The organism is Hydrogenimonas sp. (genome assembly GCF_029932565.1).
GTDB lineage: Bacteria > Campylobacterota > Campylobacteria > Campylobacterales > Hydrogenimonadaceae > Hydrogenimonas.
Genome location: NZ_JAOZPV010000047.1, coordinates 1 through 14,144, shown reverse-complemented (window position 1 = coordinate 14,144; position 14,144 = coordinate 1). Strand labels below are relative to the sequence as shown.

Annotated in this window: 12 protein-coding genes and 4 tRNA genes; 6 read left to right on the top strand and 10 right to left on the bottom strand. The window is 52.8% G+C overall.

Annotated features, from left to right (window positions below; all coding sequences use genetic code 11):
- Positions 1-889, top strand: an 889-nt coding sequence (locus tag Q1K24_RS06665; RefSeq protein ID WP_300367826.1) for an inorganic phosphate transporter, incomplete at its 5' end; no start/stop codon positions are given.
- An 82-nt stretch (positions 890-971) separates the two neighbouring features.
- Here Q1K24_RS06665 and Q1K24_RS06660 read toward each other — a convergent pair.
- From Q1K24_RS06660 to ileS, 10 genes are all read right to left on the bottom strand, one after another.
- A complete protein-coding gene (locus Q1K24_RS06660; RefSeq protein ID WP_300367823.1) occupies positions 972-2,000 on the bottom strand; it encodes a phosphagen kinase in 1,029 nt (342 codons plus the stop codon).
- Between the two features lie 45 nt (positions 2,001-2,045).
- Positions 2,046-2,720, bottom strand: a complete 675-nt coding sequence (locus Q1K24_RS06655; protein ID WP_300367820.1) for a ThiF family adenylyltransferase — start codon at positions 2,718-2,720, stop codon at positions 2,046-2,048.
- Between the two features lie 38 nt (positions 2,721-2,758).
- Positions 2,759-3,553, bottom strand: coding sequence for a carbon-nitrogen hydrolase family protein (locus Q1K24_RS06650; RefSeq protein WP_300367817.1), 795 nt, complete (start codon positions 3,551-3,553; stop codon positions 2,759-2,761).
- Positions 3,550-3,759, bottom strand: coding sequence for an exodeoxyribonuclease VII small subunit (gene xseB / locus Q1K24_RS06645; RefSeq protein ID WP_300367814.1), 210 nt, complete (start codon positions 3,757-3,759; stop codon positions 3,550-3,552). Before xseB ends, Q1K24_RS06650 begins: the two co-directional genes overlap by 4 nt.
- 97 nt (positions 3,760-3,856) lie before the next feature.
- Positions 3,857-4,960, bottom strand: coding sequence for a homoserine O-acetyltransferase (locus tag Q1K24_RS06640; protein WP_300367811.1), 1,104 nt, complete (start codon positions 4,958-4,960; stop codon positions 3,857-3,859).
- A 48-nt stretch (positions 4,961-5,008) separates the two neighbouring features.
- Positions 5,009-6,271, bottom strand: a complete 1,263-nt coding sequence (locus Q1K24_RS06635) for an O-acetylhomoserine aminocarboxypropyltransferase/cysteine synthase family protein (protein ID WP_300367808.1) — start codon at positions 6,269-6,271, stop codon at positions 5,009-5,011.
- 123 nt (positions 6,272-6,394) lie between these two features.
- Positions 6,395-7,840 carry an IMP dehydrogenase gene (guaB, locus tag Q1K24_RS06630; protein ID WP_300367805.1) on the bottom strand — a complete coding sequence of 482 codons (1,446 nt, stop codon included), beginning with the start codon at positions 7,838-7,840 and terminating at the stop codon, positions 6,395-6,397.
- A 14-nt stretch (positions 7,841-7,854) separates the two neighbouring features.
- Positions 7,855-9,204: an Asp-tRNA(Asn)/Glu-tRNA(Gln) amidotransferase subunit GatA gene (gene gatA / locus Q1K24_RS06625; RefSeq protein ID WP_300367802.1), complete on the bottom strand. Its 1,350-nt coding sequence runs from the start codon at positions 9,202-9,204 to the stop codon at positions 7,855-7,857.
- A 91-nt stretch (positions 9,205-9,295) separates the two neighbouring features.
- Complete coding sequence (locus Q1K24_RS06620; protein WP_300367799.1) at positions 9,296-9,430, bottom strand: hypothetical protein; 135 nt, start codon at positions 9,428-9,430, stop codon at positions 9,296-9,298.
- Positions 9,423-12,179, bottom strand: a complete 2,757-nt coding sequence (gene ileS, locus Q1K24_RS06615) for an isoleucine--tRNA ligase (RefSeq protein ID WP_300367796.1) — start codon at positions 12,177-12,179, stop codon at positions 9,423-9,425. Before ileS ends, Q1K24_RS06620 begins: the two co-directional genes overlap by 8 nt.
- A 208-nt stretch (positions 12,180-12,387) precedes the next feature.
- Between ileS and Q1K24_RS06610 the strand changes: the two genes are divergently transcribed.
- From Q1K24_RS06610 to Q1K24_RS06590, 5 genes are all read left to right on the top strand, one after another.
- Complete coding sequence (locus Q1K24_RS06610) at positions 12,388-13,473, top strand: CinA family protein (RefSeq protein ID WP_300367793.1); 1,086 nt, start codon at positions 12,388-12,390, stop codon at positions 13,471-13,473.
- An 83-nt stretch (positions 13,474-13,556) separates the two neighbouring features.
- A tRNA-Lys gene (locus tag Q1K24_RS06605) sits at positions 13,557-13,632 on the top strand.
- 182 nt (positions 13,633-13,814) lie between these two features.
- Positions 13,815-13,890: transfer RNA gene (locus Q1K24_RS06600), tRNA-Glu, on the top strand.
- A gap of 10 nt (positions 13,891-13,900) precedes the next feature.
- Positions 13,901-13,976 (top strand) — tRNA-Val (locus Q1K24_RS06595).
- A 15-nt stretch (positions 13,977-13,991) separates the two neighbouring features.
- A tRNA-Asp gene (locus Q1K24_RS06590) sits at positions 13,992-14,068 on the top strand.
- The last annotated feature ends 76 nt before the right edge of the window (positions 14,069-14,144 follow it).

Here is a 14,144-nt window from a genome sequence, read left to right as displayed (position 1 = left end):
CGTCACATACCTGATTCTCAAAGGGATCAAAAAGGTCATCAAACTGGGCTTCCCGGCAGCGGCGGGAATCGGTCTCATTGGGGCGATCATTATTTTCATCCTCGTCAAAATGGCTATCTCGAAATATGGCCATACTCTCAACAACGAAAGAGAGAGCGTCAATCGACTCTTCACAATACCTCTCATTTTTGCCGCTGCCCTGCTCAGTTTCGCACATGGCGCCAACGACGTGGCCAACGCCGTGGGTCCCCTTGCCGGTATCTACGACGCACTCGCCCACGCTACTGTTTCGACCAAAGCGGCCATTCCGCTGTGGGTTATGGTCATCGGCGCGGTGGGTATCTCCCTGGGTCTGGCACTCTACGGCCCGAAACTGATCAAAACGGTTGGCAGTGAAATCACCGAGCTCGATCAGATTCGCGCCTTCTCCATCGCACTGGCCGCCGCCATTACCGTTATCATAGCCTCCCAGCTAGGGCTACCGGTCAGCTCCACACATATCGCACTCGGCGGCGTTTTCGGCGTCGGTTTCCTGCGTGAATATCTGGACAGAACCCAACGACTCGAATACCGCATCAGAGAGGAGAAAGAGAAACTCGAAGAGCTGAAGAGCAAACTCGAAGCCTTTAAAAAAGAGTTGGATTCCCTCGAGGCGAAAGAGATCAAGACGCAGCAGGATTACGAGCGTATCGTGCACCTTTTCGAACTGATCGGAGAGTACGAAAAACATATCAAAAAAGAGAGCAAGACACTCAAAAGCGTCTACAAAACAAAATATGTTCAGCGCAACGCCGTCAAAAAGATCGTCGCGGCATGGATCATCACCGTTCCTGCGGCAGCGGTACTCTCGGCCATCATTTTCTACGTCATCAAGGGGATCATGGTCTGATTTTCGCCATTCGCTCTTTATCGTTCGTCATTTGATTCCGGTCATGGGGCCGGCCATGACCGGTGGATTTTTGAGATAGGTTCTAGAGCTTTTTCTCCGCTTCGATCAATGCCACGACACCGTCGGCCATCTGCTGCACTGCCTGCACTTCCGTGATCCCCAGCCGTCGTTTGTTGCTTATGTCGTAGACACCACCCTCGCTCTCGCTGTGTTCACCGTGGATGCCGCGGATCTGCAGATCGTAGCGGTCGGTGATCGCTTTGAACGCCTCCATCTTCGCACCGAGCCTGGGGAGTTTTATATGTACGCTCGCACGCATCGCTGTCCCCAGATTGGTGGGACAGCTGGTAATGTATCCCAGCCGCTCGCTGAAGGCGAAAGTGAGCTGCTTCTGCAACTCCTCCACCGCTTTGGCCAGCCGCGCAAAGACGGCCTGGATGTCACCCCCCGGCTGCATCGAAATGATCCGCAGTTCATCCTCTTCATTGACCCAGACCAAAAAGGTCTTCTCACGGTTATGGAAAATACCCCGTCCTTCGGGCCAGTCACGGTTGAGCCCCGCCGCTTCGAGAAAGCGGTCCCCCTCTTTGAAAAGGAAATGGTCTTCGATAAGCTGCCGCTTCGTTGCCTCGTCCATTCCGAGTAGGGGGTAGTACTCCCCTGCCAGCTCTCCGTCAAGCGCCTTCAGCGCATCGGACACCATACACTCGACGATGAGCCGCTCTCTTCGAGCCAGGTTTGGTCCAAGCGGAAAGCAGTGCAGATTCCGCCCTACGCGAATCCGGGTGGAGAGAATGTATTTTTCTTCCGGGTCGGGGTTCTCCGCTCGCAGATGCGACGGGTCCATGTCGCTGATATGTCGGTCTTCAGGACCGAAACCGTGGTACTCACGAATAATCGGATTCAGAAGCGGTGCGAAGAGTTCGTAACTCTCTTCATCCCCGGCGTAGACGCCGATACCGCTGTCGACATTCTTTACGCCGGAACGGATGAGCTGCTCCAGTGTGAAGCCATAACGGGTCTTTTTCTCTTTCAGTGATGCGTAAATTTCAGGGGACAGATATTTGCAAAGCAGTGATTTGCAATCGGGAGGAAACTCGGGATAGTACATCGGGACAACCTTTTTTGGATTCTCCCAATAATACCACAATCGCCGTCAAACGGGCATGTTGAATTTCTGTGTAATCAGTTCACCTTCGTCATTGAAATAGAGATAGTAGAGCAAATCTTTTTTGACAGATTGACCTACCAGATAGCGCAGCGCAAGATTCGCCTGCAGGGATGCGATATGCATGACGATCGGTGCGGCGATCCCCGCTGGTTCACGATCCATGATTTTGAACGCGTCGAAACTGCTCCGTTCGATAAAACAGACCTGTCCGTTGAACGCTTCGACAGAGCCGTAGACCCAGGGACAGCCGATGCGTTTGGCATAGGCGTCGATCTGGGCCCGGCTCGGCAGGTTGTCAGTGGCGTCAAGTATCAGGTCGTAGGAGCGTGACTCTTCGGCAAACTCCTCGAAACGCATGAGATAGGGAGTTACCTTCACATAAGGACAGCGGCTCTCGGCGAGCCGTGCGGCCACTTCGGCTTTGTATTTCCCCTCGTCCCCCACGGCAAATGCGATCTGTCGATGGATATTGTGGGTGGAGACTACGTCGAAATCGATCAGGTCGATCTGCCCGATACCGCTGGAGCTCAAAGCGATCAAAAGGGAACTTCCCAAACCGCCCGATCCCACGATCGCAATCTTTTTCTTCTGCAGTTTCGCCTGGGTCTCCTCTCCCCACAGCATGACCTGACGGTTGAAATAGTGGTAGTACTTTTCCATGATTTCGATACTCCAATGCAAACTGCGGAGATTATATCCTAATATCGTTTTTTCAGCTGCTTTTCGAAACCCCAGATCCGTTTGGCTTCCCGTACCTCTTTGCGTTCAACGGTTACGACCATCAACGACTCTTTGTCTTCCAGAAGATTTTCGACCTCGCCCGTCGGAGTTACGAGCATCGAATCGCCGTAGAATTTCCACTTGATACTCTTGTCCAGATATTCACCCACCCGATTGGCACGCAGAATATAGATGTTGTGCAAAAAAGCACGGGTTTTCAGTATCTCCCGCCATCGGTTGTGCGATTCGAACGTGGCTGCAGTCGGCAGAAGCAACACATCGACATCCCGGGCGTTGAGCCGGTCGAAAAAATGGTTGAAATGGAGTTCGAATCCTCCTATGACTCCAAAACGGACCCCTTCATGAGTAAATACCAGCGGATCTTCGAGAGGTTTGATTTCGTTGGCGAAAAATTTCGCTTCGTCCCAGTGGCCGTAATCGATGAGTATCTGCTGGTAATAGGTGTGGGTACTTTTCGGCGTTACTTTGACGACGGCTTTGTAACACTTCCTGTTTTTCACTAGAACGATCGGTGCAACCACCACCATTTCATACGTTCTGCTCAACTCCTTGATCATTGCCAGATGATGGTCGCTCTGATCTTTGATCATGTTGACCGGCATCTTTTCGAGCTCTTTGAAAAAGTGGTTGAGGACATACTCTCCCAGCAGTATCAGTTTCGCCTCTTTGGCTTTGGCCGTTTTGAAATAGTGCTCGAGCGACTTTGGATCCATTCCCTGGGTCGGCATTTGAAGTGCTGCCAGATTGATCATTTCAGCTCCTCCGAATCGATCTCCTCTTTCTCGATCGTTTCGACTTCGATTTTCGCCTCCTCGAGTATTTTGCCGGCCTCTTTCAACAGTTCCATTCCCTCTTTATAGAGTTTCACACTCTTTTCCAACGGTATCTCCGGATCCATCAGCTGCTCCATGATCTTTTTCGCCGCTTCCACTTTGGTTTCAAAATCCAATTTTTCCAAATTCTTCCTTTACTCGTTAGCGTGTGAGAGTATGGGATCGCCGCTGCGCGGCTTTGTGAGAATGAATGTAAGAAGACAGTCTCACAATCTCACAATCTCACTTTCCGATGACATCGGCGACATAGTCGCTGAACTTATCCAACTCCACCAAAAAAGCGTCATGCCCATAGTCGCTGTCGATCTCCCGGTAGCTGACCAGTCCACCCTGCCCCTGCGCCTTCATGACAATCTCGATCTCTTTCATCTCCTCGGGCATAAAAAGCAGATCGCGCCGGAACGAGATCAGGTGCAGATCGGTCCGGATGCGGCCCAAAGCTTCGTCCAGTGTATCGTATCCCCGGGAAATGTCGAAAATGTTGATCGCTTTGGTAATATAGAGGTAACTGAGTGGATCGAACCATTTGCTGAAGCCGTATCCATTGTATTCCAGATAGCGCTCGATCTGGAACTTTCCGAAAAGTTCGAACAGGCCGTCTGTCTCTACATAGCTGCGGCCAAATTTTTTATCCATCGATTCAGGGCTCAGATAACTGATATGTCCTGCCATCCGGCCGACAGCAAGCCCTGTAAAACCGTCTTCTTTGAAATCCTCCGGATCGTAATTGCCATTCTTGAACTTCGGGTCTTTGACAATCGCTTCCTGAACGACCTTGTTGAAAGCGATAACCCATGGACGTGTCGCATGAGTCGCCGCCATCACGATTGTATGTTTGGCAAAACCCGGAAATTCGACGGCAAAACGGAGTGCCTGCATACCCCCCATCGAACCACCGATGATCGCATGAAGCTTGTCGATGCCGATACGGTTGAGAAGAATGCGCTGGGCCTTGACCATATCCTTGACCGTGATGACGGGGAAACGCAGACGATAGCGCTCCTCGTTCGGATACATCTGTGACATCGGCCCCGTCGAGCCGTAACAGCTGCCGATCACATTGACACAGATGACGAAAAACTTCGTCGTATCGACTGCTTTCCCGTCTCCGATCAGACCATCCCACCAGCCCGGCTTCCTGTCATTCTCATAAAGGCCGGCGGCATGGTGGCTGCCGCTGAGCGCATGGGTAATGAGTATGGCATTGTTCCTCTCCTCGTTCAGTTCGCCGTATGTCTCGTAGACAAGCTCGTACGGCTCCAATATCCGTCCGCTCTCAAGATAGAGCGGATTGGTAAAGAGCTCTTTTTTGGTTTCAAGTTTCAAACCGATAACCTTTCGGTATTTTCACCATCGACCACCGACTATCGACTATCATTCAAGCGCCTGTTTCAGATCGTCGATCAGATCGTCGGGATCCTCAAGCCCGATGCTGAGTCGGATAAGACCCGGTTTTACACCGCACGCTTCCATCTCCGCTTCACTGAGCTGCTGATGGGTCGTACTCGCCGGATGGGTGATGATGCTTTTGCTGTCACCGATATTGACGACAAGCGAAAAGATTTTCGTTCTGTCCACAATCTGTTTGGCCGTGTCGAAATCTTCGACTTCGAAACTCAAAAGACCGCTGCACATACTATCTTTGAAATATTTCATCGCCATCTTATGGTTCGGATCGCTTTCAAGTCCGGGATAGTTGACCTTCACGACTCCGGGATGCCGAACGAGGAACTCTGCCACTTTCTGTGCATTACGGGAATGGACCGGCATCCGGATCGGCAGCGTCTCGAGCCCCTGGATGAAGAGCCAGCTGTTGAACGGTGCGACCACGGCCCCCAGATCGCGCAGAAGGCTCAATCGCGCACGCAGTGTATAGACCGGGAGAGGCAGATCCACGTAAACCAGACCATGATAACTCGCATCGGGCTCGTTGAACTGGGGATATCGGGGATTGCCCCGAATCTTGTCGACGAGCCCTTTTCTCTCCACCAGTATACCGCCGATGGCAAGTCCCTGCCCCGTCGTATATTTGCTGGCGCTGTGGACGACGATATCGACGCCATGTTTCAGAGGCTGGCAGAGGATCGGTGTGGCAACCGTATTGTCCACAACCGTCAGAATATTGTATTTGTCCGCAATCTCGACGATCGCTTCAATATCAGCCACATCGATACTCGGGTTGGTCAACGTTTCAAAAAAGACCACCTTCGTTTTGTCGTCGATCAGCGATTCGATCTGCTCCGGCATATGGACATTGAAAAAGCGTGCCTCGATGCCGAACCGTCTGAGCGTATGGGCTGCCTGTGTCAGTGTACCGCCATACAGCTGCGTCGCGCAGACGATATTGTCGCCCGCTTCGGCCGCATTGGCGATGGCATAGAAGATCGCCGCCATACCGCTTGCCGTTGCGAGCGCCGCTTCGCCGCTCTCCATCTCGGCAAAACGCTTTTCGAAGACATCGGTCGTCGGATTGTTGAGACGCGTATAGATATTGCCCAGTTCCCTGAGCGCAAAGAGATCGGCGGCATGTTCCACATCGCGAAACTCATATGCCGTCGTCTGATAGATCGGCACAACCATCGTGCCCTGCGTATCTTTTTCGTAACCGGCATGAAGGGCGAGGGTCTGCTGTTTCATGGAAAAATCCTTTGGATTTTTAGGTAAGAGGGTGGGAAGGTAAGAGGGTGAGAGCTTTCTTTTCTCACTTTCCCACCAGCCGCGAAGCGGCGATCCCACACTCTCACTTTCTCACTTCACTTTCTATATGTGATAATTCGGCGCCTCTTTCGTAATCATAACATCGTGCACATGGCTCTCTTTGAGACCTGCGCTGGTGATTTCGACAAACTCGGCGCGTTCCCAAAAAGTCGGGATGTCCTTGCTGCCGCAGTACCCCATCGAGGAGCGCAGGCCGCCTGTGAGCTGGTGGATGACATCGGCAATGCGCCCGCGATACGGTACGCGCCCTTCGATTCCTTCGGGAACCAGTTTGTCGGCGGCGGTCCCCTCCTGGAAATAGCGGTCGGTACTCCCTTTCGTCATCGCGCCGATACTGCCCATGCCACGGTAGCTCTTGTACTGACGGCCCTGATACATGATGGTTTCGCCCGGGCTCTCTTCGGTACCGGCGAGAATCGAACCCGCCATGATGGTACTGGCGCCGACAGCCAGCGCTTTGGCCACATCGCCGGAGTATTTGATACCACCATCTGCGATCACCGGTATACCGTATTTGTGACCCACCTGTGCACACTCGTCGATAGCACTGATTTGCGGCACACCCACACCGGCGACAATCCGGGTGGTACAGATCGATCCGGGTCCGATACCGACTTTGATCGCATCGGCACCCGCTTTGATCAGATCTTCCGCCGCTTCGCTCGTCGCGATATTACCCGCAATGATGTCGATATCCAGCTCTTTTTTCAACGCTTCGAGCGTATCGATGATGCCCTGCGAATGGCCGTGGGCCGAATCGAGGACCAGAACATCCGCGCCCGCTTCCGCCAGCGCCCGTGCCCGGTCGATCTGTCCGACACCGATAGCCGCCCCGACACGCAGCCGTCCAAACTCATCTTTGCAGGCATTGGGATACTCTTTGCGTTTTTTGATATCTTTGATCGTCACAAGCCCTTCGAGAATCCCATTTTTGTCAATCAATGGCAACTTTTCGATCTTGTTCTCATGCATGATATCGGCCGCTTCGTCGAGCGAAATCCCTTTTTCTGCTGTGATGAGCGGCATTTTGGTCATGACATCCTTGACCTTTTTGCTCATATCGGTTTCGAAACGCATGTCCCGATTGGTCAGAATACCGAGCAGCTTCATATTTTCATCGACGACCGGCACACCGGAGATTCGATATTCGCGCATGATCGCTTCCGCTTCGCCGATCAGCTGCTCCGGATGGATAAAGACCGGATCGATAATGATGCCCGACTCGCTCTTTTTGACTTTCTTGATCTGTTTGACCTGTGTCTGTGTATCCATGTTTTTGTGAATGATACCGATACCGCCAAGTCGTGCCATCGCAATCGCGGCGCGAAACTCCGTCACCGTATCCATCGCCGCGGAGACGATCGGAATGTTGAGGCGGATATTTTTGGTCAGCTGTGTCGAAAGATCGACCTCTTTGGGCAGAACGGTCGAATGTTTGGGAACCAGCAATACATCTTCGAATGTCAGGGCGCGTTTTCTAATTCTCATCAATTGTCTCCTTCTTATTTCTCGTAAGCGACCGCACGTTCAAGGCTCAATGCCCCGTCGAACAGCGTCTGTTCATCGAAATGTTTTCCAATCAGCTGAAGCCCGACAGGCAGACCGTCATCGGTTTTTTGGACCGGAAGACTGATCGCCGGAAGCCCTGCGAGATTGATGCCGATTGTATAGGCGTCGCTCAGATACATCTGGAGCGGATCGGCCATTTCGCCAAACCGGAATGCCGGCGTCGGAGCGACGGGACTCAAAATAAGATCCGCTTCGTCAAATACCGCTTCGAACTCATCTTTGATCAGATGGCGAACCTTCTGGGCTTTGAGGTAATAGGCGTCGTAGTAACCGGATGAGAGTACGAAACTACCTAGCAGAATGCGGCGTTTCACCTCTTCACCGAACCCTTCACTGCGTGTTCGCAGATAGAGCTCTTTCAAATCATTCGGAGTATCGGCACGGTTTCCATAGCGAATGCCGTCATAACGACTCAAATTCGCACTCGCTTCGGCGGTGGCGATGATATAGTAGGCGGCAATATCGTATTTTGCCCCCATCATCTCCTTATGAAGGATCGTATGCCCCTCGGCTTCCAACGCTTTGACAGCTGTTTCATAGGCTGCCTGGACCTCGGGACTCGCATCTTTGATATAGTTGTCGATGACGGCGATTTTCAGTTTCCTGTCGGGATTCAGATTGGGGGTCACCGGCGTATACCCGATATCGGCACTGGTACTGTCACGGGTATCGTGACCGCTGATGATATCGTAAAGGATCGCGGCGTCTTCGACATTCTGTGTCATCGGCCCAATCTGATCGAGGCTCGAACTGTAGGCACCGAGGCCCCAACGGCTGACACGGCCATAGGTCGGTTTCATACCGACGATGCCACAGAATGCCGCAGGCTGCCGGATAGAGCCACCCGTATCGCTGCCGAGTGCCGCGATGGCGACACCCGCACCCACCGCCGCGGCCGAACCGCCCGACGAACCGCCGGGCACGCGCTCCGGATCGTGGGGATTGAGGGTTTTGCCATAAAAGCTGCTCTCGGTGGAGCTGCCCATGGCAAATTCGTCCATATTGGCCCGGCCGAAGGGTGCCAGACCCGCCGCTTTGATTTTGGTGATGACGGTGGCGTCATAAGGGGCAACATATCCCTGCAGAATATTGCTGGCTGCCGTGACGTTCCACCCTTTCACCTGAATGTTGTCCTTGATCAGCAGAGGCACGCCCTCACCGGCTTCGTCCAGAGCGATATAGGCGTTCAGCTCTTTTTTCTCTTCGACCTTCGTTTTCAAATCGTCCCGCAGGGCCGCCACTTCCTCTCCGGGCAATTTCAACGCTTCCTTCAAAGTTATCAAATTGTCTCTCCTTCATGTAAGAGGTGAAAGGATGCGATCGCCGCATCGCGGCTGGTGAAAGGGTGGGAGTATCCCGAATGTTCCAACTTTCTCACTTTCTCACCTTCGTACCCGTTTGTTTAACACACCGTTTGACAAAATAGATTCCAATCCCCGTCACCGCAAAAATCGCCGCGATCGTACCGACAATCACTTGCCAGGAGACCGGCTGGCCCATATCAAACATTCAGTACCCTGGCACAGCGGTCACAGAGCTCGTCTTCCTTCTCGGCTGCGAATCGCCAGCATCTCGGACACTTGTGCCCACCTGCTCTGACGATGATGAACGCATCGCCATCCACTTCGAATTCGCCCAGCGTTTCACTCACACTCTGCCGGGTGATTTCACTGACGACAAACCAGTCTTCGGCATCCTTTTCGCTGAGAAGGTCGAGCTTTTCACTCTCCGTTACGAGTCCGAGTTCGAGCGTCTGTTTGATCACCCCCTCTTTTTTGAGCCGGTCGACAATCTCGAAAAAGGCTTCACGGGCCGATACCATGTAGCTTTCGTCCATACTGCTCCCGATCTCCGGAAGCGGGCTGTAGACCAGGTCGAAGACGTCATTCGCCTCGCCTTTGATGACGGCGGGGGCATACTCAAGCAGTTCGTCGCCCGTATAGGTCAGGACGGGCGCAACGAGCGGGAGCAGGGTTTTCGCGATCATCGCCATCGCACTCTGGCTCGATCGTCTCGTCCATCCATCTTTTTCGTCACAGTAGAGCCTGTCCTTCGTAATATCCAGATAGATACCGCTCAGCTCGTTGGTCAGAAAGTTGTTCAGCTGATGGAACCCTTTGGAAAAATCGTACTCGTCGAAAGAGTTCCGCATCGCAGCGAAAACTTCTCCCGCCTTCCCTACGATCCATCGGTCCAGTTCGCCCATCTCTTCAACCGGAACGAGCTTTTCCAGATCGTTGACATTGGCAAGCAGGAAACGGAAAGTATTGCGGATTTTCCGGTAATTCTCCGCCACCTGCTTCAAAATGGCGTCACTGATCTTCAGGTCGCTCTTGTACTCGCTCATCGCGACCCACAGACGCAGTATTTCGCTGCCGTACTTCTTGGCTACCTCGTCAGGTGCGACGACGTTGCCTTTGGACTTCGACATCTTTTCGCCCTTTTCGTCGACGGTGAATCCATGCGTCAGAATCGCTCTGTAGGGCGCTTTGTGCTCGACGGCGCATCCCAGCAGCAGGGAACTCTGGAACCAGCCGCGATGCTGGTCGCTCCCTTCGAGATAGAGATCGGCAGGGAATTTTCCCGCGTCGTAGTTGCGCGACTTGAGGACGGCATACCAGGTGGAGCCGCTGTCGAACCATACATCGAGAATGTCCATCACCTTTTCGAGATCGTTCGGATCGTATCCGCTGCCCGGGTAGAGAAGCTCTTCGACCGGCATCTCGTACCAGGCGTCGCACCCTTTCATCTCGAAAATCATCGCGATGAAGTTGAGCACCTTTTCGTCCAGGATCACCTCACCTGTCTTCCTGTTTCGGAAGAAGGCGATCGGTACACCCCAGTCGCGTTGACGGCTGATACACCAGTCGGGACGCCCCTCGACCATCGAATTGAGACGGTTGCGCCCCCATTCGGGATAGAATTTTGTCTTCTCTATCTCTTCCAGCGCGATCTCCCGCAGGCTCTTCTCTTCCCCTTCCGGTTTGCCGTCGACACTGATGAACCACTGCTTCGTCGCACGAAAAATGAGCGGCGTGTGGCTGCGCCAGCAGTGCGGATAGCTGTGAACGAATTTTTCAACCTTCAGCAGCGCTTTGCCCAGAAGTTTCAGAATCTCTTCGTTCGCTTCGAAAATATGTTTCCCGACAAAACGCTCCGCATCGGGAAGCAGCCCCTGGCGCACAACGGTTTCGTCGAACCGCCCCTCTTCGTCGACCGGCATGATCACGTCGAGCTCGTTGACGAGCCCGACACGGTAGTCGTCCTCGCCGTGCCCCGGTGCCGTATGAACGGCCCCGGTACCGTTTTCCATGACGACATGCTCGCCCAGCACAATACGCGAAGGACGGCCGTTGAGGGGGTTGATGCCAATCTCACCCTCCAGATCCCGCGCCGGTATGCGCATCTCGATCGGCCCTTCGACGACACCGCTTTCGACCAGATCGTCGAAGAGTTTCTCGGCCACGATATATCCGTCTTTCGTCAGCACGTACATTTCGTTCGGATTGAGGCTGATCCCGACGTTGGCGGGAAGCGTCCAGGGCGTCGTGGTCCAGATGATGATGGCGGCGGCTTCGGGATGGCCCAGTTTCTGCTTCGCTTTGTCGCTCAATTCAAATGCCACATAGATGGAGAAATCCTCTTTCTCCTCGTACTCCACCTCGGCTTCCGCCAGCGCCGTCCGCTCCGCCCAGCTCCAGTAGACCGGCTTGTTCCGCTCGACCAGCAGTCCCTTCGCAGCCACATGGCAGAGTGTCCGGTAGATATTGGCCTCGAAACGGTAATCCATCGTGATATAAGGGTTCTCCCAGTCGGCGATGACGCCCAGCGACTTGAACCCCTCTTTCTGCACTTCGACGAATTTTGCCGCATGCTCCCGGCAGAGCTGGCGGATTTTGGTTTTCGGAAGCTGCTCTTTTTTTGCTTTCCCGAGCTTCTTTTCCACCTGCTGCTCGATCGGCAGGCCGTGGCAGTCCCAGCCCGGTGTGAAACGGACAGCTCTCCCCTGGAAATAGTTGTCTTTGACGATGATATCTTTCAATACCTTGTTCAGTGCATGACCGATATGGATTTTGCCGTTCGCATAGGGAGGACCGTCATGCAGCGTGAAGTGTTCTGCCCCTTCTCGGTTCGCCTTCATACGTGCATAGACTCCCTCTTCGAACCATCTGCTGTAACGTTTCGGTTCATTTTGTGGAAGATTTCCACGCATCGGGAAATCGGTCTTGGGAAGATTCAGTGTCGACTTGTAGTCCATTCATCGCTCCGGATAAAAATTGGTTGATTATAGTCAAAAGGTAATTAAAATGTGCTGATTTCGCTATAATAGCCCAAATTGTGAGCAGTTCGGCACGCCTGTTCCATCGCTCTCTGTACAGATGCGTTTCCCGCATATATTATGTTAGGAAATCGTCCCCGATCGAACCGGTTTCGGGAAGAAAACGGCCAAAACAGGAAATAGGATCATGAAAAATCGTCTCATCATTATCGGGAAAAATCTCTATCTCAATCAGCCGTTCATGGAGTACATCGAACGGGAACTCGGACATCTCGGTTTTCTGGAACAGATCACGAAACTTCCGGAGACGAGCAGCGACAATGTCACGCTTCTGCAACAGCAGATCGAAATGGGCGGCAATCTCGTCATCGTCGCGAACAGACACGCATTCACACCGATCAGCAAACTGCTCGCCACGATGATCGACGACACTCTGATTCTCAAAGAAAACCTGCTGATTCCGTCAAAAAGCGAGATATACGATGACAATAGCTTTCTGGTTCAGTTCAACGGCTGTATGATCAATGTCACATTGGCGGAACCCGGCTACACACTGCCGATGTTTCTTATCGAACATCGGGAAAGAGAAGGGGTCATCCATCTCTTCAACGTCGATGAGGAGAGTGCCCTCATCCTGCTGGACCCTCTTGCCAAAAGCCATGAGATCGAAGTTGTCATCACACAGCTGACTCCGGGCTGGCTGCAGGTGGAGTGTATCAGTAAAAAGTATGGACAACTTGGAAATTTTCTCAAAAGCGTCAACCAGCTGCTTTCGGGAAAGGTAATCGAATCGACCAATATTTTCGCCTACCTGATCCATAGGCTTTCCCAGTCAAATAAAACCGTTACGTTCGCCGAGAGCTGCACGGGCGGTCTGGTCGCCTCGCAACTCACAAGCGAGGCCGGATCGTCTGAAATATTCCGAGGTTCACTGGTCACCTACTCGAATACACTCAAAGCGGGGTGGCTCGGTGTCGAAAAAGAGATTCTGGAAAGATATGGCGCGGTCAGTGAGCAGTGTGTCGAACAGATGCTGACCGGTGCACAGGAGATCGCACAGGCTGACTACGCATTGGCGGTCAGCGGCATCGCAGGACCCGGCGGAGGCACACCGCAAAAGCCTGTCGGCACCGTATTTATCGGTGCGAAAAGCGACACACATACCATTGTGGAACAGCTCCATTTCGAAGGAGATCGCAACTATATTCAGAAACAGAGCATGCTCTATGCCTACAAACTGCTCTTTCAGATAGCGGCAGAGGATCTTTTTTAACATCGAGGCAGAAATCTCTTGACAAGAAAGCTGTTTTTTCCTATAATTTCGCTCACGTTTGCAAGCCGTTGCAGACGCGGGTCGACCCGTTAGCTCAGCTGGTAGAGCAATTCCCTTTTAAGGAATGGGCCGTTGGTTCGAATCCAACACGGGTCACCATCGATCACGGTTGATCGGACGATGAAAGTGTAAAGCTTCACGCTCTTACGCCGTCTTCGGGTGCGCAGGCGCACATCGAATCGGCTTGCGAAGCTAAAAACGCAAAGCAGTTTGCGTTTTCCTGACGCTTCTCAGGTTCGAATCCAACACGGGTCACCACGTTTGGTTGTAAGGGTCGTTACGACCCCTTCATCTAGTGGCCAAGGATGCCATCTTTTCAAGGTGGTCACAGAGGTTCAAATCCTCTAGGGGTCGCCATTTAAAAAACGGTCGCTTAGCTCAGTTGGTAGAGCGCCACCCTTACAAGGTGGATGCCAGTGGTTCGAGTCCACTAGCGACCACCACTTTTCAATATCGGTGCGGTGGTAGTTCAGTTGGTTAGAATACCGCCCTGTCACGGCGGGGGTCGCGAGTTCGAGTCTCGTCCACCGCGCCATACTCCTCTCTGTTATCTCAAGCAATCAAAAACTTCTCGTTATCAAATTCGCCGACCCTGACGGTCTTTTTACTTC